We start from the raw sequence: 22204 nt of genomic DNA on the forward strand, positions 1-22204 counted from the left end.
TCTCAGAAGAACCAACCTCTCTCTTGTCTCCCAATTCCCTTAGACGATGTAAGGAGAGTTAATGGGCTCGGCCCGCTTTGTGGCTACCAGAGTTTGGTAGATGAGGGCGGATATCTCGCCACGGGTGATGTCGTGGGCGGGGGCAAGCTTTTCGCGCGCGGGATAGTTGACCACGATTTTGCGCTCTGTGGCGGTTGCTATCTCGTCGGTGGCAAAACTGGGAATCTGAGCTCGATCGACATAAACGCTCAAAGAATTGGGGTTGCCGCCCGCCAACTGCAAGCCGTTTACCAAAGATACGATCGCCTGAGTTCTAGTCAAATTCTGCTCCGGGCGAAACGTGCTGTCTGGATATCCAGCCAAAAAGCCAGCTCGATTAGCTTGGTCGATCGCTCCCTTGGCCCAAAAATCCGCCGCCACATCCTTAAAAACAGTCGCATCACGGCGCTGCACCAATTCAAACGCCTTCGCCAACATAGCCGCATACTGAGCTCTAGTTACAATCTCGTAAGGTTGAAAAGTGCCATTGGGAAACCCGCTAACAATATTCATCTTTGCCAAGCGATCGATAAAATCCTTAGCCCAGTGCGTGCTGATGTCGCTAAACTTTAGCCCGCCAGGAGTCGGAGTTGGCGTCACATTGCCCAAATCAAATAAACCTTTCACCCGCGAAGAATTGAGCTGATTTCCCCCCGCAAAAATCTTAACCCCAGTCGCATTTTGCAAGTCAAATTCGCCGTTATTCTGAAAGATATTGCCGCCTAAATCTTGAGCATTACCCATATCTGGCAGCGACTTCCCCACCGCAGTCAAACCGTCTTCCGTATTTTTTTCGATGCGATTATTGCGTAAAATCGGCTGAGATTCCCCCGCTAAAACTATACCGGAGCGATTTTCCAAAATTTGGTTATCAGCAATCAAAGGAGCCGACTTAGCTTCCAGAGAAATGCCGAAACCCGTCTTTTGAAAAATATTGCGCCGTATTACTCCCTTAGCAGTTCCCGCCATCATCACCCCAGCCGCAGAGTTTGCCACAAATATGTTGTCGAGAATCGCAGGATTAGCGCTGCCCGTGGCAAAAACGCCTTCGCGCTTACAAAGTGTGAAAGTGCAGTTAGCTACGGTCGGAGAAGTTGACTCAATCCAGACTCCCGTGCCACGACTATCGAGATTGGTGACAGTTACTCCGCGCAATTCCGAATTAGTTGCTAGCTGTATCGTGATATTTTGGCTTGCAGCGGTGGGACTGAGAAATTTGCCGCTGCCTTGAATCAGAATCCCTCTACCTTTGTTAGCTTCATTGCCAATAAGTTTTACTCCCGAAGGAATTTCCAAGGGGAATTTTTCGCCACTAGCAGCGCTGTAAGTTCCCGCTGCTAACTGAATCGTAGTTCCCGATGCAGCGCGGGCGATGATTGCACGGGCTATAGTTTTGAATGGAGCCGATTGGGTGCCGGCTGCGGAATCACTGCCTGTTTGCGGGTTGACGTAAAGTGTTGCCATGTTTTTGTTAAAGAAATAATTGGCGAGCGAGCTTTTGTGCAATTTTCATTGTCTGCGAACTTGACCCCGGATCTATATTCACCTTGGATTTCGGAGATTATTTAATTGCAGGATATCCACAACATTACCCATTAGAAGTTGCAACCGCAGGGGGATTCCCCCTACAAAAGACTGTATTTATCGTTCCCAGCAACAGCAGAACCCGACTTATTTAAGAAGTCCGGGATCTGGGGATGCTATTTTTTCCAGATGTTGCCAAAACCGCTAAAATTTCGATCGCCCATGAGGAAAATCGAACGTTTTGCTGTCATGTACGATCGATCGAGATTCCCTGCCCAAAAACCTTAACCGCTTCAGCCAAATCAGTTTCACCCATTAAAATGCAGCGTCTTAGCAAATCGATATCCAGCGTTTCCAATCCTGACAGTTGACTCTTAATTACTTGCTCGTAGCCATCTTCCCGGAGATGATACAGCCGCAGCGTGCCATCTTCCCAAAACCAGATTTCAGGCACGCCCAAAGCCCGATATTTTGGCAATTTGCTCAGTCCACCGCTAGTATAAACTACCTCGATCGACAAATCGGGAATCAACTTAGCTTCTCCCAAACAAAACGATTTGTCTGCTTGAGTAGAAGCTTCTGGCGTCTTCTCCTGCGTCATTGAACCAGAAGGGTAAAACTTAATACCTTGTTGCAGCAGAAAAGTAGTCACCAAGTAACCAATGATTTCAGAAAAATTTTCGTGTTGGAATCCCGGCATCAGAATCTCGATCGCCCCTGCAAAAAAAGACAACTTTATGCCAGGGGAATCTTCCGAAACCTTCTGGATTAACTTGAATTGCTCCCAAGTGCCGTTGAGCACCACTCGCCCATCGAGAATTTCCCGATCGAGAACTTGTGTCATTGACTCGCACCATTATCTCTTATGGGCATTATAACGCATTGTGCGATCGCTCCTACAGAAGAGCCGTGCAGCAATTTTAGTTTCAGAATCCGAACAGTTCTTCTTAGTTCCCAGGCTCTTCCTGAGAACGCATATCCCAAGGCTCTGCCACGCCTTAATTCCCGGTCAATTTCACAATACAAGAAGCATCTAAAACCACTAGAATTTCATTTTGAAAAACAGCACAACTTGTCATTGCGGAAGCTAAGGCGGGAATTTTCCCTTGTTCTAGAGAAAGAGTCGCCTCCGGTGTAGAATCAAATTGATTTAGCCAGCCATCATCCTTTATATACTCAAGAGTGAAAGCATTGCGATCGAGCATCCAAAAATCAACTCCATATTGATTAATAAAATTTTGCAATACAGCTCGATTGGGAGTGTATTGAGCGCGAATTAAATCGTTAAGTCGCTGTTGATATTTGCTGTAGTAGCCTTTCTGATAAGGCACTGCATATTCCTTGGCCACCAGAACAGAACGCTGACTAAATGTTGGCAAGTGGTCAGTCTCTCCCGCTATTGAAGCAATCAAGATATCTTTAGGTTGTTGCTCAAAAAATTTGTACAAACCCGATATTTTACCTTCTACATACCCAACGGTAGGAAATTTTTCGGTCAAGCAGGGATAAAGGACAACGGCGATAGCGATAATCGCTGTCGTAATTAGTGCAACTAGGTTTTTTACATCAAATGTTGTGGTGGTTTTTGAAGCCCAAAGACCGACTCCATCGATAATTAAAGTTAGGGCGATCGCAGTTATTAAAACAACAATAAATCGCAAGCTATAGGCTGTATAGCGACCGGGTTGATATAGCTTGAAAATGGTGGCGTGAGCCGCAAAAAACATCGCCGAGGATGCTAGAAATAGCTGAAGCAAAAGCCAGATTTTGCTTTGAATCTGATTTGCTAAGGGAAAAGCCGATCGCAAAAATAGCAGCAGCGGAAATAACAGCGCGACACAGTGAGTTACAGGCGTAAACAGCGACTTGGGAAACATCCCGCTACCCCGCCCTGTCAACCAATAATCTTTGGGATTTGGGCGAAAAAAAGCATTTCTTCCACCTGGTGCAAATTCGGCCATTTGCTTCGCTTCTGCTGCGGTATAAGTTGGGCCAAATTCAGAGTTATCTAAGGCATAGGGCAGCATTACTAAAAATATTAATCCCAAACCTGTAGTGCAAAATAGGTAATTAGTTCGATCGCCCGACAAGCGCAAACCGCCGTTTTTCCAGCATAACAGGCGCAAAACTAATATTGCGGCAGCAACCAAGGCGTAAGGAGGATAGAATAGTCCGATAAGTGCGATCGCCCCTAAACAAGGCAGCAACGAACTGCGCGACAAATAATATAAAAAAGCCAGAAATATCGGATATATAAAAGCTCTTGGCGTTGTGGAAGCCAAATCATCAGTCATCCACATATGCTGATTTAACAGCAAAGATGCAATAAACCCAGTCATCGGCACTGGCAGCATTTCTAGACAAAGCCCAAAACAGTAATAAGTCGAGATTAAGCCGAGAAATAGCGGCAATATTTTGTGAAGAAATAGCGGGTTAATACCAACTGTTGCGGCTAATTTGTAGAGCGTGCTGTATCCTGCGGGGGCGACAGATTGAAAGTAATTAACAATGAAATCGTTGGGGAATAATTCAGGATCGACAAATCGCATCATCCAGAAAACGTGCTGCCTCGCATCGTCTTGCACGATATACTCACCGCTAAAGGCTTGCTTCAAGCCTAAAATAGCATAGAGGGCGGCAAATGTCAGGCTCAGAGTTAACCAAAATATTGTGTGCGATCGGGATTTGCGATCGACTGTAGCAGTTAGAAATTTGTGCAACCGAGCTATTAATACCATGTGAGATTGGAGATTTGAGATTAAAGAATCGGGAAGGACTGATTCTCAAACCTAGGATTATATCATGCCCGGTCAATTACCCCTAATAAAAACCAGTTTACTTTCAACTCCACCCAATTTTAGATTATTTTCCAGGCTGCACGCCCGCAATTTTAAGCCGAATCCGATACAGACTTGTACTTCCCGTAATATAAAGCGTTTTGCGATCGCTGTCTCCCCAAGCCAAATTAGTCGCCGTCTCAGGCACAGAAATCTTCCCCAAAAGCTTGCCATCCGGCGAAAAAATCCACACTCCCCCCGGCCCGGTGCTGTAAACATTCCCCTCTAGATCAACCTTTAAACCGTCGGGAACTCCGCCTTGACTAGCGTCTTTTAACTCCGCAAAAAGCTGCTGGTTGGTAACAGTTCCGTCCGGTTTTACATCGAAAACGGCAATGTATCCCGCTTCCGAATTGTTGACATAAAGTTTTTGCTCGTCTGGTGAAAAAGCGATGCCATTGGGCAGCACCAAATCCTTAACCAGCAGAGTTAATTTTCCGTCTGGTGCCAGTCGGTAAACACCGTAAAAGCCCAATTCTTCCTGATCTTTACTAACACCGTAGGACGGATCGGTAAAATAAATGCTGCCATCAGATTTAACCACCAAATCGTTCGGACTGTTGAGCCGCTTGCCCTCGTATCTATCCGCCAAGGTGATAACTTGGCCGTCCTTTTCTGTGCGGGATACGCGGCGATTTTCGTGTTCGCCAGTAAGTAGGCGGTTTTCTTTGTCTAAAGTATTCCCGTTGGCTTTTCCCGAAGGGCTGCGAAATACCTCAACTTGCTGATTTGAGCCGAATTTATAGATAATATTGGCGGGAATATCGCTGAACAGCAAAAAGCCGTCTGGATGCCAAATCGGGCCTTCTATAAATTGGAAATCGCCAGCTAGTTTTTCTAATTTTGCACTGTCATCGAGAATACGTTGCATGGTATTTTTTTTGTCCTGGTTTTCCGTTTGGGCGGTCAAGATTGTCAAATCAGATGTTAATTGGTTGGACAAATTGCTGTTAGTGAAAGGTTTTAACAGATGATTTTTGAAAAGCGTGTTGCTGAATGCTAGAGTCAAAACTATAAACAAGAGGCTGATGGTAGCAATTTTGGCGATCATGTTGACCTTGTTAATTGCATTGAGTGAGAGTCGTAGTAAAAGCGATCATACCGCACCTATATTACATTTATATTAAGAATACAAAAGTGTGGCTTCCAACAGACCGCCGCGCGGATAACATAGTATAGCAATGTCATTTCAATTAGCGATCGCCACCTGCTGACATTCCTGAAGTTGACACGCCGGAGCATGGATTAAAATCACAAATAATATCTAGCTATATGCTTTCTATGTTAGATATCAAACTACTAGGCGGATTCTGCCTTTCCTGTGCAGACCAGCCCGTTGTCGGTGTCACAACAGAGCGCCCGCAAGCTTTGTTGGCTTACCTGGTACTGCATCGCGATATGCCCCAAACCCGTCAGCGGCTTGCCTTTCAATTCTGGGCCGATTCCACCGAGGCCCAAGCTCGCACCAACTTGCGCCGGGAATTGCATCACCTGCGTCAGGGACTCCCCGATGCCGATCGCTACCTGCTGGCGGATGCCAAAACCCTGCAATGGAATCCCCATGCCTCTTTCGTGCTGGATGTGGCTGAGTTTGAACGGGCATTCGCCGCAGCAGAAGCAGCGGAACGAGCCGCAGATGTTAACGGTGCCAGAACAGCCTGGGAGCAAGCGATCGCACTTTACGGCGGTGATTTGCTGCCGAGTTGTGAGGATGAGTGGATTTTTCCAGAGCGCGAACACCTGCGACAGAAATTGCTCCATGCGCTCGAATCTCTGACTCGCCTGTCGGAAGCTCAGGGTGATTATCGGGCTGCAATCCGCTCTGCACAGCGCTTACTGGAGATCGATCCGTTGCACGAAACCAGCTACGCAGCTTTGATGCGATCGCACCATTTGAACGGCGATCGCGCCAATGCACTCCAAGTCTACCACCGCTGCATGACTTTGCTGCGCGAGGAACTAGGAGTTGACCCTAGTGCGATCACTCGCAAGCTCTACGAGCAACTGTTGCTGGAAGACGAAGCGCCCGACATTCAACCCTCGTCTCACTCCGCCGGGCCACCCCAAACGAATTTGTTTCCCTCACCTTTGGCTTTGTCGCCTCTAGTGGGACGCGATCGCGAATGGGCATTGATTCAGCAGTGGGCAAAGCCGATATTGCTTGCGAACTGCGCCGCAAACGCCACCCCTGAGACATCGCCAGTGCTCTTGCTTGCGGGCGAACCCGGAATCGGCAAAACTCGCTTGCTGGAAGAGCTACGAGTCACGGCACAGGCGGTGCAAGTGCTGTGGGGACGCGGATTTGCCGCCGAGATGGTGCGACCCTACGGTATCTGGATTGATGTTTTGCGATCGCTCGTTATTCCCCCCGCCCTCAACATTCCGCCAGAGCTAGGTTTCTTACTCCCAGAGCTCGCTCAACCTGGGAAAGCTCCGCCCGATATGCCTCCGGCACCCTTGCGCGAACGCAGTCATCTGTTTGATGCGGTGGTACAATTGCTGGCTCAATCTGCCAGTGAGGCTGCGTTAATCGTCATTCTAGATGACATTCAGTGGATCGATGAAGCCTCATCGGCATTGCTACATTACGCCATCCGCTTGCTGAGTCATAAGCCGATTTTATTCGCCTGCACCGGGCGTTCCAGGGAACTAGAGGAGAATGCGGGCATCTCGCGGGTGGTGCAGGCACTCAGACGAGAGCGACGGCTGCTAACGCTGGAATTGCAGCCTTTCGATCGACAACAAACGGCTGAATTGATTCGCAGACAGCAAGCGGTTAATCCGTTAGAGCTATCTCCAGAAGCAGTGGAGCGCGTATTTATCGATAGTGGCGGGAATCCCCTGTTTGCGCTGGAAGTTGCCCGGGCATTGTCCCAGGATCGCTCTACTCATGCTGATAATTTAGAGGCTTTGATCCGCGATCGTCTCCACCAATTAGATGACATGGCTCGCGAATTTTTGCCTTGGGCAGCAGCATTGGGGCGCAGCTTTAAACCGACAGCGGTGGCTCATGTGGCAGACTATCCGCTGCCGAAATTGCTGATGGCGATCGAACAGCTCGAACAACAAACTATTATCCGTCCCAGCGCCTCTCTCGGTGACGAAATCGGCTATGACTTTGCTCACGATATTGTGCGTCAGGCTGTCTACCGGCAGTTGTCACAACCGCGCCGCCATTTGATCCATTTGCAAATTGCTCATAAGTTGCATCAACTCTCCACACCAGACAACGCCTGGGCTGGCGATATTGCTCGTCACGCCGCCATCGGGGGCGATCGAGAATTAGCCGCTTCTAGCGCCTTCTGTGCCGCCGAACGTTGCTTGAAATTGTTTGCCTACGCGGAAGCATCAGAATTGGCTCAGCTTGGGATTGAGCAGTGTCAAGGACTTGACGATCGCACTCGCATTCAATTGCATTTAAAATTGCTGCGGGTTAGCGCGATCGCAGGCGTTACGGGCGATCGAGTTTCTCAACTCGACAGGGAGGTGCACCGCTTAATCGATGAAGCAAATGCTCTCGGCTTAGAAGAAGCAGAAGCCACGGGACTGGAGGCCTTGGTGATCCTGCATTTCGATCGCAGCAACTTCGCCAACGTTCACCAACACTCGCTGCGGGCAGCAGAGGTAAGTCGGGCATCGAGTCCAGCTACTGCCGTGCGATTGCTGGCCTATGGCGGGTCTTGCTTGGCGGAAATTGGACGGGAAATGGCGCGGGCAGAAGCATTGTTGCTAGAGGCGCAGTCCCTGGCTGAGAGAGTTGGTTTGAAGAACATCGGAATTGACCAAGGGTTGGGTGCCGTACAGCGCCATCACGGGAACTATGCCCAAGCGCGAGTTTTGTGGCAACAGGCGTGGCGATCGGCCGCGGCCCAGCAGGATCACTGGTGCGAGTTTTATAACCTCAGCTATTTGGCGATGACGGAACTGGAAGCGGGCGATCCGGCTGCGGCCTTGCCTTATTGTCAGGAAATGGCGATCGTATCCGCCAAAATCCAAGGCGAAGGCAGTGAAGGTGCGGTGGCCAATGCGCTTTTAGCTTTAGCAAACTATCAGCTTCAGCAAATTGGTGCAGATGCTGCTTTGGAGCGGGCGATCGCGACTTTGCAACAGGTGGATGCCAAACGGATGCTGTCTTACGTGCTGATTGGGGCGGCTCAAGTGGATTTAGAGTGCGATCGACCCCTTTTGGCAACAGCCCGCGCTGAAGCTGCTTTAGAAGCTGCTCAGACGGTCGATCATCCCAGCGAGATTGCTCTGGCTTGGGCAATTTTGATTGAGGGTGCTTTAGGTTTGGGCGATCGAGAAGGGGCGATCGCGCGGTTTGAATCGCTGCGCGATCGCATAGATCGTCCTGCGCTGAGTTTCCGTGCCCGCACTGCTGTCGATCGGGCGATCGAACAGATGCAAAAAATTCCTGCAAAAAACGCTTAAATTATCTTACAGAGGTCATTATGTCTCTCATCAAAGTTGAAACAACGACCGATCAACCAATAACCGCAGAAATGTTAGCTGATACGCGAGTTTTGGATTGTCTTGGGGCAAGAAATGCCACGTGGCACTACTCTTTACTATCAGCCGATCGCGATCGCATGATTTGCACCTTTGAGGCACCAGATGCAGAGTCTGTGCGACAAGCTTATCGCCAAGCCGATGTTGGGTTTAGCAAGGTTTGGACAGCCCAAGTTATTGAACCTGAAGGTGTGCTACCTGTATGGAACGAACCCATCCTGAAGGTGTGGGAGGGAAGCTATCCGAATGGCTTTACCGATGAAGAGTGGAAGGAAGCCCAGCGATTAATTTTAGCGTGCTATGAGGAACGGGGTATTGAATGGGTGCGTTCCTATGCGTCGCTGGATAAAACTCGCGTGGTGTGCGAACTGAACGCGCCCGATGCGGAAGTGATTCGAGAAGCCCATGGTAAAGCTGGAATTCCCTTCGATCGCGTTTGGTGTGCCGAAGTTCTCAAACCTTAAATTCGCGCGGACGATCGGGCTTGAATGCTTTGGGAACGCTTCGAGAACGCTTTCGGAACGGTTTCGGAACGATCGCCTCGTTAGATTGATATCAAGTTAATCAAACAACCAGCAAATTAACTCATCCCTTTACACTTTAAGGAGAAATAAAATGGCTGAATTTGACCTTGGTACCTTGCCATCTAATAGTGCCGTAGTAGTTCCGCGCCGCACTATCAGTAATCTCAACAGCAAAGACACCTACAGTTTCCGTCTGGATAGCGATAAAAATATCAACCTTGGGCTGGTTGGTATGACCGACGATCTCAATGTTCAACTATTTCGCGACTTCAATGGCAATGGCTTAGTTGATGGTAACGATAAGCAGATTGCTATTTCCGATCGATTGCGTTTGGATGAAGTAATCAACTTGTCCTCAGCAGTTGCTGACGTTGATGCAGGCAATTACGTGGTGCAAGTCAATCGGAACCGTGCGTTCAACGATACTCCCTACAATTTGAGAGTATCGGCTGACGCAGCAGGAACACCCAGCAAAGTCCTTGCCATAGAAGATGATTTCGGTGCCGTGTTTTCCAACGACAAACCAAGAACTCATCAAGGTTCTGTGGGTAACACCGACACCACCGATACTATCCATCTCGCTGTCAATACCCAGGGATTTTATCACTTTGGTCTCAATAATCTCAGCGCTGATGCCGATCTCCGATTGATTCAAGACAAAAACAACAATCGCGCCGTCGATGCAGGTGAGGTAATTGGAAGTGTGGTTAAGCGAGGCACTATTTCCGAAGGATTTGTCCAAAACTTGGCTCCGGCAACTAACTACTATCTTCAAGCCTCTCAATTCACAGGTAACACTAATTACTCTGTTACCTTGACTCCGATTCCCAACTAGAAAGTCCTGGATGTAAAAACTTTATCTGTAGGGTGCACACTGTGCACCTTACCCTATCAATTGTTCGTTCAAATGGCTTTAATTGAAGCCAGACAGCTATGACCGCAGTTTTATTACAAATCCGCAATCGCACGATCTCTGGGGAGGAGATAGTTCCTCGACTTGCCAGCTACCAAATGCTGCCCCAATTATACCGCGAAAGCATCATTGATGAAGCGATCGCCCCCATCGATTGCACCGGTGAAGAAATCGTGAATGCCAGCCAGCAGTTCTACGAACAAAATCAACTGCTGGACGAAACCACACAACAGATTTGGCTAAAACAGCAGGGGATGAGTCGGGAATTTTTAGAGACTGTTTTCATTCCGCGGCTGCTCAAAATTGAGAAATTCAAACACCAAAATTGGCATCACAAACTAGAGTCATATTTTCTGCAACGCAAGCGATCGCTAGATCGAGTCATCTATTCTTTGATTCGGGTTAAAGACGCAGAAATTGCGCGAGAACTGTATTTTCGGATTCAAGAAAAAGAGCAATCCTTTGCCGAACTGGCGCGCGAGTATTCCCAAGGCCCAGAAGCTCAAGTCAATGGAATCCTTGGCCCGGCGGAACTCGGCACAATCCACCCGAACTTGGCGCATCTGTTGGCGATCAGCCTGCCCGGTCAGCTTTGGCATCCTATCCCTGTAGAAGGATGGCTGGCGATCATCAGATTAGAAACATTGATTCCGGCTCAGTTCGATTTAGCGATGCGTCAACGTTTGCTGCGCGAATTGTTTGAAACTTGGGTGCAAGAACAGATAGGTGAAATGTTGAATTGACGGCCAGAAATGTGACGATCGTAGCCCTGGCAACATCCAATCTTCCAAATAGAAACTTTTGAATACCATCACGCTTAAATTATGATGACACAAACATTCGATCAAACCAAAGCAGAAGCATTCGCCGGACGGATGCTGGACATTCTCAACAGTGGCGCACTCTCCGTCATGATTTCGATCGGGCATCGCACCGAACTGTTTGACACAATGGCAGAATTGCCGCCCTCTACCAGTCAACAAATTGCCGATGCTGCCGGATTGAACGAACGCTACGTGAGGGAATGGCTTGGTGCAATGGTAACGGGTCGGTTGGTGGATTATAATTCGATCGACAAAACCTACACTTTGCCGACAGAATATGCAGCATTTCTGACACGGGCTGCGGCTTCTAACAACATTGCCCCCTTTGCTCAATTCATTCCGGTGTTGGCATCGGTGGAAGACCGGATTATTGATTGTTTCTACAAAGGCGGCGGTGTACCCTACTCCGAGTTCAAACGTTTTCATGCCGTGATGGCAGAAGATAGCGGTCAAACCGTGGTATCGGCGCTATTTGACCACATTCTGCCACTGATTCCCGGACTTACCGAAGCGTTGCAACGGGGTATTGAGGTGCTAGATGTCGGCTGCGGCTGCGGGCGAGCACTCAACAAGCTGGCGGTCGCCTTTCCGAATAGCCGATTCACAGGGTACGATTTTTCGGGAGAAGCCATTGCCCATGCCAACACCGAAGCCCAACTGCGGCAATTAAGCAATATCCAGTTTGAGGTCAAGGATGCCGCCACATTGGATGAGTGCGATCGCTACCATTGGATCACCACATTTGATGCAATTCACGATCAAGCCAGACCCGATATTGTACTCCAAAACATCTACAAAGCGTTGTGTCCCGATGGTGTTTACTTGATGCAAGATATCCGCGCCACAACGGATGTCGGCGGTAATCTAGAGCATCCCATTGCGCCCTTACTCTACACCATTTCTTGTATGCACTGCATGACTGTTTCTTTAGCCTACGGCGGCATGGGATTAGGCACGATGTGGGGTCAAGAAAAAGCGCTGCAAATGTTGAGTGAAGCTGGGTTTAGCAGCGTTGAAATCAAGCAACTAGCTCATGATTTTCAGAACGACTATTATATCATCAAAAAGAGCTAAAATCATGTGCAAAATTTGTGCGATCGGTCAACAATTGCAGAAGAAAAAACAGCTTAAATGCGGGTTTTTGGATACCAGCCAATTTTCGGTATTTATCAATCTGAAGCAATTGTCTTCCACACCGGAATTCAAATCATCTCAACCACTTAACAGTTCTCAATCATAAGTTAAGCCCCTGGTTTAACACCCAGGGATTATAATCACAAAGAGGTTAATTTGTCAACTGTTTAAGTGGACACGAATGCTCAAGTTATTAACCCTGACTTAAGAGGAATAAAGTCTTTACTATGAAACTGTTTGTAGTAAGGACTTTATTCCTTTCAACTCTCAAGCAGCAAATGATATAAATAGCGAGGCAATACCGATCGCGATCGCACCGATACCCATCACAAAAGACCAGAAGCGGTGATAACTCTTAACCGTCGTACCGCTATCGCTTTCAAGCTGAATCAAATCCATCCAAGGTGCAACACCCCGGCGGAACCAACCCAATGCGCTAACATCCATTCCAATCAAACTTTCAACCCGTTTCATGCCAAACAGGAAATTACCAAGTGGCCCAAAACGAGAAGCATATCGCAGATAAATCATTCCCGTTCTGTCTTGCAATTTCAAATCTGAACCGAAGGCATAACCCGCATCGCCGCGACCAATTAATTCGCCTTGTAGTTGCGCCGGTTGACCCCGTAAAGGGCTTGCGTAAGGGTCAGACATTAAGGTTAAAACATCAAAATGTTCTGCTTGTTGGTAATTCGGGAACATCACCAGAGTCTTGAGCAAAATTCCCGTACCCAAACCGATTAAAGGACAAGCAACCATCATCATCGGGTTTACAGCATACAGGGAAATGCCGATCGCAAAACCCACCGCTAAGCCCAGAGTTTCTGCACTGTACAGCAGCAAATCGAACACAAAATTGCCGTACAATCTCCGCTTGCTCAAATCGTTGCCTTCGCCGACAATTCGACCCATATCAAACTCAATATCCAAGCCTAATTGTTCGGCATAAGTGCTCAAAGCGCGCACTCGTTTACCAGTCAGCGGGTGAGTCGAGTTCAACTCCATCCACCAACCCCAAGGATTAAACATATCCCACAGAAACACTCGTCCAATCTTTTCTGGTTCCGAAGAAATCCGGTAAGCGGTACCGGTAGAGGTGGCAGCTTTGGCATCGTAAATGCCTAAAGCGCGAGTTCCTTCTAACAAAATGCTGGGTTCCGTTGCTCTTTGTCCTTCTTCCAAAATACCGTAAGCAATTTTTACCAAAGCGCGAGACAAAGCATTGGGGTTGCCAGTAGTTTCGGCAGCAAAATGGTCGGCAAAATATTCTCGCGTCCGCGACAAATACAGTAATAAATAAGTGCCAGCGATGTAAAACAAATAAGCAACAGCAGCTACAGTAGCCGCCGCATCTTTAGCTTTTTCGCCACCACTTCGACCCATTCTTTGAGTTGTAGTGTAAATTAAATAAGTAATCTGCACCAAAGTCGAAGCTAAAGTCATTACTGCAAAGTCCCAGTGGACGATGTGACCGAGTTCGTGGGCGTAAACAGTGGCAATTTCCTCGTCGTCTAAATAGGTAAAAAGACCTTGACTGACGACTAAACGAGCGCTGTTGGGAAATGAACCGTAAGTGAAAGCAGTAGGGTTTTGGTCGTCGATAATTCCTAAACGCGGAGAAGAGAGTTTTTTCTGCTTGCAAACCTTCTGAATAACTTTCGCTGTTTCGGGACTGAGGCTTTCAATTTCTGCTAGGGAAACCCAGCGGGTATTGTAGAGCCAATTTTGGCTTAAGTCCATCAAGTAAGGCGATAGGAAAAAAGCAGCGATGTTAAAAATCAGAGTTATGGGAAGTGCGATCGCCAATCCGGTAACTGGATCGGGACTACTGAGAATCAAAACTGAGGCTAAAGATAGCGCTAACACCATACCAAACAGCAGGCTGAGGGTGACGCCGGAAGCTAAAACGAGATTTCCGCCAGTTTTCTGTATCAGTTTAACGCCTGCTTTGGTGGCTCGCCCTGCCTTGCGTAAAGGGGCATGAGATGACATAATAATCTCCAAAGGTTATTGACAAATGGAAATGACCGTGGGATTTTATCTATACTTCCCTGTTTTAACCTGTTAATGCGGATTGCTGTCAGGGGTCTCAACAAAAATATAGAATTTCCTCTAAAATTGTTAAGACTGAAAACCGCCCCGAAATTTATTTGTGCGGATTCAATTCACAACTCAAAATTCAAAACCAACAATCAAAACTATTTAAAACTTACTGCCATGTCTATTATTGAAATTGCCCAAAAAACGCGCGTATCTGCTAGAAAGTTGGCAGTTTTGTCGACTGATGCCAAAAATCAAGCTATTGAGGCTATTGCGAAAGCTTTAGAATCTGCTGCGCCGGATATTGTGGCGGCGAATGCGGCTGACTGCAAGGCGGCCCAGACTGATGGAATAGCGAAACCGCTGTATGATCGCCTCAAGTTGGATGAGAGCAAGTTGAAAAGTGCGATCGCGGGCGTGCGCGACGTTGCGAAACTCCCAGATCCCGTAGGTGTCGTGCAAATTCACCGTGAATTGGATACAGGATTAATTCTGAAGCGCATCACCTGTCCTTTGGGCGTTTTAGGCATTATTTTTGAAGCGCGCCCAGAAGCTTTAATTCAGATAGTATCATTGGCAATTAAATCAGGAAATGGCGTCATTCTTAAAGGCGGCAAAGAAGCAGTCCGTTCCTGCGAAATATTGACAAAAGTGATACATCAAGCATTAGCAGAAACCGCAGTCAATCCTCAAGTCGTGCAGTTGCTGACCACGCGGGAAGAAACAATCGAACTGCTAAAAATGGATGAATATGTAGATTTGATTATTCCCAGAGGTTCTAATTCCTTCGTGCGGTTCGTGCAGGAAAATACGCGAATTCCCGTCTTAGGACACGCCGACGGAATTTGTCATTTGTACGCCGACAAAGCGGCGGATATTCAGAAAGCAGTAGAGATTTCTGTAGACGCAAAAACCCAGTATCCAGCCGCCTGCAATGCCATTGAAACTTTGTTAGTCCATAGTGCGATCGCCCCCGTTTTCTTACCCGCAGTTGCCGAAGCTTTGCAGCATAAAAAAGTCGAACTGCGGGGAGACGAAAAAACTCGCGCCATCCTCGACAATATTGCCGAAGCGACAGAAACCGATTGGTCTACAGAATACAGCGATTTGATTTTGTCAATCAAAATAGTAGATTCTGTGGAAGAGGCAATTAACCATATCAATACATACGGTTCTAGACATACAGATGTCATTGTTACCGAAGACAGCGAAGCCGCAGAAACTTTTTTAAATGGAGTCGATGCGGCCGGAGTTTATCACAATTGTTCGACTCGATTTGCCGACGGTTTCCGCTACGGCTTCGGTGCAGAAGTGGGGATTAGCACGCAGCAAATGCCACCTCGCGGGCCTGTTGGTTTAGAGGGGTTGATTACCTATAAGTATCGAGTTGTTGGGGATGGCCATATTGCTGCTAGTTATGTAGGGAAAGATGCTAAGGAATTTACGCAGCGAGATTTGTAAATCCTCCATAGCCGATCAAACCAGACAATAAAAAAGCCTGTAGATACTGAATCTTAAGCAAAGTGTCTCTTCTCCTTCATCCATCCCAAAAAAAAGCGATCGCCCTGACATTCAAACAAACTTAGCTACAATAAGCTATACTGTGCTCGGCGACTCCCCAAATCGAACAATTTGCCGTGGTTTATGTCTAACTCCTCCCTCCTCATCCCTGGTTCGACTCTCGAAAAACGCTACCGCATCCTCCGCGAATTAGGCCGCGGTGGCTTCGGGCGCACTTACCTCGCCGAAGACATCAACCGCTACAACGAACATTGCGTCCTCAAAGAGTTTTCTCCGGTGGTTCACAGCCCGAAAGCGGCCGAATTGTTCGATCGCGAAGCCAGTATGCTTTACCACCTCCAACACCCGCAAATTCCAAAATTTCGAGAACTCCTGCGAACGGATTTGGGCGGGAATCCATCTTTATTTTTAGTGCAAGATTATATCAAGGGTCAAACCTACGAAGAAATATTGATATCGCGCCAGCAGCAAGGTAAAAATTTTACCGAAGCCGAAGTTACTCAACTGCTATTTCAGCTTTTACCAGTTTTAGAATACATCCACTCAAAAAATTTAATTCACCGCGATATTTCCCCGGATAATATCATTCAGCATGATGCTGACAAACTACCATTTTTAATTGATTTCGGTTCTGTTAAGCAAATCGCAGCAAATGCCGTACTTCAGTTTAACGGACAATCGGATACGGCGATCGGCAAACAGGGTTATTCGCCAGCGGAACAAATGCGACTGGGGAAAGTTTCTGCTGCTAGCGATTTGTACGCTTTAGCCGTCACGGCTTTGGTACTGTTAAGCGGCAAAAAGCCTCAAAAATTGTACGATATCAATAATAAAACTTGGGATTGGCGATCGCACGTCAGTGTCAGCCCAAATTTAGCCAGCGTATTGGATCGGATGTTAGCAGAACAACCGGGCGATCGCTACCAATCTGCAAAAGCAGTCCGCGAAGCACTCAAAGATCCAAAACTCTCTCACATTGGCAGTATAATTTCCCAAATGGTGACAATGAACTTTGTTGGTCGCCCTTTCAAAAACACCACTCAAACTGCTACCAGCAATCATACTCCTGTTCACCAAACTCCTCAAGTTGTTAACCACAACAGCACATTCAAGTTAATTCCTTGGAAAACCCTAGGTAGTTTAACTGTCGTTTTGGTGCCAGGAATTTTAGCTTTTAGTGTAGTCAAATCTGGTTTCACGTTGCCCAAGTTGCCGGAGTTACCTAAATTAACTTCGCGCCAGCAACCTCCCGATACATCCTTAGAAGAAGCCGAAATAGTTCGTCAAGAAAAGATTGGTAAACGACGTAAAAATCTCAACATTAATCAAGATATATTCTATCAAAAAGTGGATGAATTATATTACAATAAATATCCAGAATTCCAAGGTCGTACCTTGACAGAAAAGCCTGAAGATGCTGAAATTAGGCGGAAATGGTATGAAGTTGCTGAGGATTTACTGGACAAGTTGGAGAAAGGAGGAGAGTTGTGAAATTTAAGATAGAATAAGAGTGATTGAACCACAGAGAGCGCAAAGAGCGCAGAGGCAGAAGGAAAAGGGCGAAAAAAGAGAGGGAAGGGAAAGAGAACTTTATCTGGTTTAATACAAATTGGTATAGACAACGCACTTTTAGTTTATTGCAACATGGATTCTATTCAACTTACAGGAATTCGCTGTTACGGATATACGGGCTATCTGCCGGAAGAGCAAGTTTTGGGGCAGTGGTTTGAAGTGGATGTTACTCTCTGGCTGGATTTATCGCAAGCTGGAAAAAGTGATGATATTCAACATACTCTTGATTACCGCAGCGCCATTACTCTGATTCAAAAGCTAGTCAAAGAGTCGAAATTTTTATTAATCGAACGCCTAGCAGATACTATTGCTCAAGCGCTTTTAGAACTACCGTTAGTCGAAAAAGTTAAACTACAACTCTCGAAACCTGCTGCCCCCATCCCTGATTTCGGAGGTAGAATTACTCTAGAAATTACTAGAAGTCATTAGTCATTAGTTCTTAGTCCTTAGTCCTTAGTCATCAGTCTTTAATCTGCATTAGTTTGTCGCTAATGACTGATGACTATTGACTGATGACTATTGATGAATTACCACTTCAGCAAGTTAAATTCTTCCATGTCTACCGTATTGCGGTTGCGATAAATCGCCAAAACAATTGCCAAACCCACCGCAGCCTCAGCCGCCGCTACCGTAACTACAAACACGGTAAATACTTGGCCCTTAATTTGTACAGGGTCGAGATAATTGGAGAAACCCATCAAATTGAGATTGACAGCATTCAGCATCAACTCGATCGACATCAACACGCGCACTGCATTTCTGCTGGTAATCAAACCGTAAATACCAATACAGAAAAGTGCGGCGGCTAATAACAGGAAATACTGGAGTTGCAGTTGCATAAATTTTGCGATTTTGTCTCAATCTAAAGTTACTACAAAACTAACACTATGGTGCGCTAGGCGCACCATAATATTACTTAGATTCTGGCGAAGACACATCTCCGGCAGAAACTAATTCGCGAGGTCTTTCCGGCAAACTCAAAGCAGGTGTTTCGGATAGCTTCTTTGACAGTTCATCCGGGAAGAAATCGCGGCGCGCCAACACAATTGCCCCTACCATTGCCATCAACAAAAACACTGATGCTAACTCGAAAGGCAGCAAAAAGTCGGTGAAGAAATGTTTGGCGATTGTGACGATCGAACTTTCGGCCGGTGCTCCTGTCGTCGCGACAATAGCCCAAGGAGTAGAAACCACCATCGTACCCAAAAGCGCAAATAAACCAGCACAAACCAGTGCAGTTGCTACTTGACGCACCCAAGCGTTGGGAATTGTGCGGAAATCTTCTCGCTTGTTTACTAGCATGATGGCAAACAAAATCAAGACGTTAACAGCGCCAACATAAATCAATACCTGCGCTGCTGCTACAAAGTCGGCATTCAGCAACAGGTACAAGCCGGCAATGCTGGTAAATACGCCGCACAGCAAAAATGCTGAGTAAACGATATTTGAGAACAGCACTACTCCTAGTGCTCCTGCAATCATCATTACCGACAGTATGCCAAATGAAACAATTTGAACCCCTTCAGCTAGATTCACAATTTTTTATCCTCAATTATTAGTTTTCTATTGTTCGTTTTTACTCATTAGTTAGCAGTCATTAATAATTGGTTATTTCACTAATGACTGATGACTGCTGACTAATGACTAATTACTTACTTTTCGATAATTTCCTCTGGACGCAGACCGGCGCGGCGATCGGTGTAGGAAACTTCATGGGGGTCGATCGCACCTTTCGGCAAATAAGCGAATTCCCGCATCGGTGTCACCATCGGATCGTCTGTAACCTTGTAGGGTAAACGTCCGAGGGCCACGTTGTCAAAATTCAATTCATGACGTTCGTAGGTGGCTAACTCATACTCTTCTGTCATCGACAAACAATTAGTCGGACAATATTCTACGCAGTTGCCGCAGAAGATACACACTCCGAAATCGATACTGTAGTGCTTGAGTTGCTTCTTCTTAGTTTCTTTGTTAAATTCCCAATCCACTACAGGTAAGTTGATCGGACACACCCGAACACATACTTCGCAGGAGATGCACTTGTCAAATTCAAAGTGAATTCGACCCCGGAAACGTTCCGAAGGAATTAGTTTCTCGTAAGGATACTGCACCGTAATCGGCCGGCGTCTCATGTGGTCAAAAGTAACAGATAGCCCTTGACCGATATACTTAGCAGCTTGAAGAGTCTCTTTGGCGTATTCGCCTACTTGATTGAGGAATTTTAGCATGGTGTTCTCTCTCTGTACTTGAGTTTTTGGTAATTGATAATTAATAATAGGTAATTGGTTAACAGCTATTTTTGTTTAGCTGTTGCCCTTTACCTATTATTAATTAACCGCCAAAAGCAAAGGGAAAGGCAAGTTTCAAAGCTGCGGTCAATAGCAAATTAACTAGAGCAACGGGAAGTAAAAACTTCCATCCCAAATCTAGCAATTGGTCGATCCGAACTCGCGGCAGAGTCCAGCGGAGCAGAACTGCCAGAAACAGGAAAAAGTAGGCTTTCAACATGGTCATCGTAATGCCCAGCAAGCCAGTAATTACCTGTAACCAAGGAGTTGTCTCGCTCAATCCCAGGGCATTTGTCAGCACTCCGACAGGAATCGGGCATTCCCAGCCGCCGAGGTACAAAACTGCTACTAGCAGGCAAGAAAGGACGAGGTTAACGTAGGAAGCGATATAGTACAAAGCAAATTTCATGCCTGTGTACTCAGTCTGATATCCTGCTACCAATTCTTCTTCTGCTTCCGGGAGGTCAAAGGGCAACCGTTCGCATTCTGCTAGTGCTGCGATCCAGAAAATCAGGAAACCTGCTGGTTGCCGCCAAACGTTCCAGCCGACAATCCCGTAGCCTGCTTGCTGCTGTACGATGTCGATCGTACTGAGGCTGTTGGACATCATCACAACTGCCAATACTGCCAAAGCTAGGGGAATTTCGTAGCTGAGGGATTGAGCCGCGGCTCTGAGTCCTCCGAGGAGGGCGTATTTGTTGTTGGAAGCATAGCCGGACATCAGCAAGCCGATCGGCTGAATGCTAGACAGGGCAATCCACAGAAATATCGCTGTCCCCATATCGGCGATCAGCATATGCTCTCCGAACGGCACGATTAAGTAGGAGAGAAAAACTGGAATCACCACAATTACCGGGCCTAGGGTAAATAGTAGCGCGTCAGCTTTTGCCGGTACAATGTCTTCTTTGAATACCAACTTCAGACCGTCAGCAACGGGTGCTAAAACTCCCAGAGGGCCGATGAATTCCGGGCCTACCCGCTGTTGAGCGGCGGCGGAAATTTTCCGTTCCAGCCAGACGCTAGTGAGTACCCCGAAAACGGCAGCGACAATCATCAGCAACATTGGCAGCGGTAGCCAAAGCACTTGGGCGATGTCCGCCGGTAAGCCCAAATTCATGAGGGCTTCTACGAAACTTCCTTGTAAGTCAATTCCTGGGTTCATTTGTCCAGCTTTTGAGCGATCAGCATATAATTTTTCACCCGTCCTTTGTAGGAGTAGGCTTAGAAATCGGGGTCTTTGTAAAGATTTTTAATGCTTTACCGCCTAATAGTATATCCCCCGACAGGCTCCAAGAACGCACAGACAAGGTGAAGTTCTAATTATATGAGCCTGCAGCGTAACTAATGGGTGGGTAATTTATGGTTGAGGGTTGACTGTTGACGGTTGAGGGTTGACTGTTGACTGTTGAGTGCCCGATCGATTTTGAGTAAGAAATCAATCTGGATTTACGTACTCTCGTGCCTCCAACCTCGCTCCCTCCTAGCCATTCTTAATAACAGGGGGAAACAATATCTGTAGGGGCAAACCCCCATGGTTGCCCCGATGGCTGAAACGCCCATTCGAGCGTCGGTGGGGGATAGGCACGGGGGCACTACCCCTACAAAACCATGATTTTCCTGAGAATGAAACAGCCCTGGGATGCGAGGAGGCTCTAGACTCAGCTATAAGCCAGATATAGGCCAAACAAAAGGGCCCAGAGTTAACTCTGGGCCCTTTTAATGCTTTAAAGTAACTTTCAAATGGCTTAAACCATTGATTTTACGCTACTTCTTTTATGGAACTGGGCAGAATCGAACTGCCGTCCAAAATGGGTATTAACCTTCCGATCGTTCACAGGTTTATCCCCTCTAATCCTCGGGGCGGGAACCATTTTTATCCCAAATGGGGGGATTTTCTAGTGATTGCTTTCCCAGCTAGCCGACTAGAAACGTTTAGCTAGGGCATCCGTTGGGGGTTGTTATGCTACCTTTAACGGAGTGAGGTGGCATACACTCTAAACCAAGCTCAAGAAGTTTTTAGGCTACAGCTACGGCTTTGCGAGCGAAAGGAACGATGTTGTTCGCATTTACTATTTTTTTTGAGCCGATATTAACGAGAGTAGACTCCCTCTCGACCTGCATCACGGAGCAGCTTTCGCCACCCTGTCGAAACCATTACAGCCCCTCGTGTGTTCTTTTATGATAGACAATATTTCGTGTTGCGTCAAGTCGATATGGGATTTTCGATTTGGGATTTTCGATTTGGGCACAAAGCTGAGTCGGGAATATTTACATCTTGCACCATTTTTTTGAACAGGGAAGATGCCTGTTCCACAAGAGTTCCAGTTTTTTTGGGGTGGGCCCTCCTAGCCCGCCCTTGAAAGGTTTATTGACAGTGGTCAAGTCGATTTTAGATTTGGGATTGTAGATTTTCGATTGGGGACTAAAGAAACCGGGTTTTTTGCTGTTAATGCGGGCTGTAACGAAGTATCTGGCAAAA

Annotated in this window: 17 protein-coding genes and 1 other RNA gene; 8 read left to right on the forward strand and 10 right to left on the reverse strand. The window is 46.9% G+C overall.

Annotated features, from left to right (window positions below; translation table 11 throughout):
- Nucleotides 1–39 precede the first annotated feature (39 nt).
- The 4 genes from QUA90_RS01465 to QUA90_RS01480 form a co-directional block, all read right to left on the reverse strand.
- A complete protein-coding gene (locus tag QUA90_RS01465) occupies nucleotides 40–1503 on the reverse strand; it encodes a DUF1565 domain-containing protein (protein WP_333443502.1) in 1464 nt (487 codons plus the stop codon).
- Nucleotides 1504–1810: 307 nt separating this feature from the next.
- Nucleotides 1811–2407 (reverse strand): Uma2 family endonuclease, encoded by a 597-nt coding sequence (locus tag QUA90_RS01470; protein ID WP_333443504.1) that lies wholly within the window; start codon nucleotides 2405–2407, stop codon nucleotides 1811–1813.
- Between the two features lie 154 nt (nucleotides 2408–2561).
- Nucleotides 2562–4301, reverse strand: coding sequence for a hypothetical protein (locus QUA90_RS01475; RefSeq protein WP_333443506.1), 1740 nt, complete (start codon nucleotides 4299–4301; stop codon nucleotides 2562–2564).
- A 124-nt stretch (nucleotides 4302–4425) separates the two neighbouring features.
- A complete protein-coding gene (locus QUA90_RS01480) occupies nucleotides 4426–5271 on the reverse strand; it encodes an SMP-30/gluconolactonase/LRE family protein (RefSeq protein WP_333443508.1) in 846 nt (281 codons plus the stop codon).
- 410 nt (nucleotides 5272–5681) lie between these two features.
- On the opposite strand from QUA90_RS01480, the gene QUA90_RS01485 reads away from it, so the two are divergent.
- The 5 genes from QUA90_RS01485 (at nucleotide 5682) to QUA90_RS01505 (ending at nucleotide 12244) form a co-directional block, all read left to right on the forward strand.
- Complete coding sequence (locus tag QUA90_RS01485) at nucleotides 5682–8831, forward strand: BTAD domain-containing putative transcriptional regulator (protein ID WP_333443510.1); 3150 nt, start codon at nucleotides 5682–5684, stop codon at nucleotides 8829–8831.
- Nucleotides 8832–8851: 20 nt separating this feature from the next.
- Entirely contained in the window at nucleotides 8852–9373 is a 522-nt protein-coding gene (locus QUA90_RS01490; RefSeq protein WP_333443512.1) for a DUF4242 domain-containing protein, read from the forward strand.
- A 151-nt stretch (nucleotides 9374–9524) separates the two neighbouring features.
- On the forward strand, nucleotides 9525–10268 hold the full coding sequence (locus QUA90_RS01495; protein WP_333443514.1) for a hypothetical protein: 744 nt from the start codon (nucleotides 9525–9527) through the stop codon (nucleotides 10266–10268).
- A 98-nt stretch (nucleotides 10269–10366) separates the two neighbouring features.
- Nucleotides 10367–11089: a peptidylprolyl isomerase gene (locus QUA90_RS01500; protein WP_333443516.1), complete on the forward strand. Its 723-nt coding sequence runs from the start codon at nucleotides 10367–10369 to the stop codon at nucleotides 11087–11089.
- Between the two features lie 81 nt (nucleotides 11090–11170).
- Nucleotides 11171–12244 carry a class I SAM-dependent methyltransferase gene (locus tag QUA90_RS01505; protein ID WP_333443518.1) on the forward strand — a complete coding sequence of 358 codons (1074 nt, stop codon included), beginning with the start codon at nucleotides 11171–11173 and terminating at the stop codon, nucleotides 12242–12244.
- 327 nt (nucleotides 12245–12571) lie between these two features.
- Here QUA90_RS01505 and QUA90_RS01510 read toward each other — a convergent pair whose 3' ends face one another.
- The gene (locus QUA90_RS01510; protein ID WP_333443521.1) at nucleotides 12572–14296 is read right to left on the reverse strand and encodes a M48 family metalloprotease; all 1725 of its coding nucleotides are present in this window, start codon (nucleotides 14294–14296) and stop codon (nucleotides 12572–12574) included.
- Nucleotides 14297–14521: 225 nt separating this feature from the next.
- Between QUA90_RS01510 and QUA90_RS01515 the strand changes: the two genes are divergently transcribed.
- The 3 genes from QUA90_RS01515 (at nucleotide 14522) to folB (ending at nucleotide 17866) form a co-directional block, all read left to right on the forward strand.
- Nucleotides 14522–15805, forward strand: coding sequence for a glutamate-5-semialdehyde dehydrogenase (locus tag QUA90_RS01515; RefSeq protein ID WP_333443523.1), 1284 nt, complete (start codon nucleotides 14522–14524; stop codon nucleotides 15803–15805).
- A gap of 183 nt (nucleotides 15806–15988) precedes the next feature.
- A complete protein-coding gene (locus QUA90_RS01520; protein WP_333443525.1) occupies nucleotides 15989–17356 on the forward strand; it encodes a serine/threonine-protein kinase in 1368 nt (455 codons plus the stop codon).
- A gap of 153 nt (nucleotides 17357–17509) precedes the next feature.
- A complete protein-coding gene (gene folB / locus QUA90_RS01525; protein WP_333082878.1) occupies nucleotides 17510–17866 on the forward strand; it encodes a dihydroneopterin aldolase in 357 nt (118 codons plus the stop codon).
- A gap of 98 nt (nucleotides 17867–17964) precedes the next feature.
- Here the strand turns inward: folB and nuoK are convergent, their stop codons facing one another.
- The 5 genes from nuoK to ssrA all read right to left on the reverse strand — a co-directional run bounded on the left by nuoK (nucleotide 17965) and on the right by ssrA (nucleotide 21889).
- Nucleotides 17965–18270, reverse strand: coding sequence for an NADH-quinone oxidoreductase subunit NuoK (nuoK, locus tag QUA90_RS01530; RefSeq protein ID WP_228042566.1), 306 nt, complete (start codon nucleotides 18268–18270; stop codon nucleotides 17965–17967).
- 79 nt (nucleotides 18271–18349) lie between these two features.
- Entirely contained in the window at nucleotides 18350–18973 is a 624-nt protein-coding gene (locus QUA90_RS01535; RefSeq protein ID WP_333230560.1) for an NADH-quinone oxidoreductase subunit J, read from the reverse strand.
- Between the two features lie 116 nt (nucleotides 18974–19089).
- Nucleotides 19090–19665: an NAD(P)H-quinone oxidoreductase subunit I gene (gene ndhI / locus QUA90_RS01540; protein WP_333042046.1), complete on the reverse strand. Its 576-nt coding sequence runs from the start codon at nucleotides 19663–19665 to the stop codon at nucleotides 19090–19092.
- A 103-nt stretch (nucleotides 19666–19768) separates the two neighbouring features.
- Nucleotides 19769–20887, reverse strand: a complete 1119-nt coding sequence (gene nuoH / locus QUA90_RS01545; RefSeq protein WP_333443527.1) for an NADH-quinone oxidoreductase subunit NuoH — start codon at nucleotides 20885–20887, stop codon at nucleotides 19769–19771.
- 611 nt (nucleotides 20888–21498) lie between these two features.
- Nucleotides 21499–21889, reverse strand: a transfer-messenger RNA (tmRNA) gene (gene ssrA, locus QUA90_RS01550).
- Nucleotides 21890–22204 lie beyond the last annotated feature (315 nt).

The sequence above is a fragment of the Microcoleus sp. D3_18_C4 genome, assembly GCF_036702355.1.
Taxonomy (GTDB): Bacteria; Cyanobacteriota; Cyanobacteriia; order Cyanobacteriales; family Microcoleaceae; genus Microcoleus.

Coding starts and splice junctions, on each gene's coding strand:
- folB (WP_333082878.1), top strand. CDS start 17,510: ATGGATTCTATTCAACTTACAGGAATTCGCTGTTACGGATATACGGGC.
- QUA90_RS01510 (WP_333443521.1), bottom strand. CDS start 14,296: ATGTCATCTCATGCCCCTTTACGCAAGGCAGGGCGAGCCACCAAAGCA.
- ndhI (WP_333042046.1), bottom strand. CDS start 19,665: ATGCTAAAATTCCTCAATCAAGTAGGCGAATACGCCAAAGAGACTCTT.
- QUA90_RS01485 (WP_333443510.1), top strand. CDS start 5,682: ATGTTAGATATCAAACTACTAGGCGGATTCTGCCTTTCCTGTGCAGAC.
- QUA90_RS01500 (WP_333443516.1), top strand. CDS start 10,367: ATGACCGCAGTTTTATTACAAATCCGCAATCGCACGATCTCTGGGGAG.
- QUA90_RS01490 (WP_333443512.1), top strand. CDS start 8,852: ATGTCTCTCATCAAAGTTGAAACAACGACCGATCAACCAATAACCGCA.
- QUA90_RS01505 (WP_333443518.1), top strand. CDS start 11,171: ATGATGACACAAACATTCGATCAAACCAAAGCAGAAGCATTCGCCGGA.
- QUA90_RS01515 (WP_333443523.1), top strand. CDS start 14,522: ATGTCTATTATTGAAATTGCCCAAAAAACGCGCGTATCTGCTAGAAAG.
- QUA90_RS01480 (WP_333443508.1), bottom strand. CDS start 5,271: ATGCAACGTATTCTCGATGACAGTGCAAAATTAGAAAAACTAGCTGGC.
- QUA90_RS01495 (WP_333443514.1), top strand. CDS start 9,525: ATGGCTGAATTTGACCTTGGTACCTTGCCATCTAATAGTGCCGTAGTA.
- QUA90_RS01475 (WP_333443506.1), bottom strand. CDS start 4,301: ATGGTATTAATAGCTCGGTTGCACAAATTTCTAACTGCTACAGTCGAT.
- QUA90_RS01465 (WP_333443502.1), bottom strand. CDS start 1,503: ATGGCAACACTTTACGTCAACCCGCAAACAGGCAGTGATTCCGCAGCC.
- nuoH (WP_333443527.1), bottom strand. CDS start 20,887: ATGAACCCAGGAATTGACTTACAAGGAAGTTTCGTAGAAGCCCTCATG.
- QUA90_RS01470 (WP_333443504.1), bottom strand. CDS start 2,407: ATGACACAAGTTCTCGATCGGGAAATTCTCGATGGGCGAGTGGTGCTC.
- QUA90_RS01520 (WP_333443525.1), top strand. CDS start 15,989: ATGTCTAACTCCTCCCTCCTCATCCCTGGTTCGACTCTCGAAAAACGC.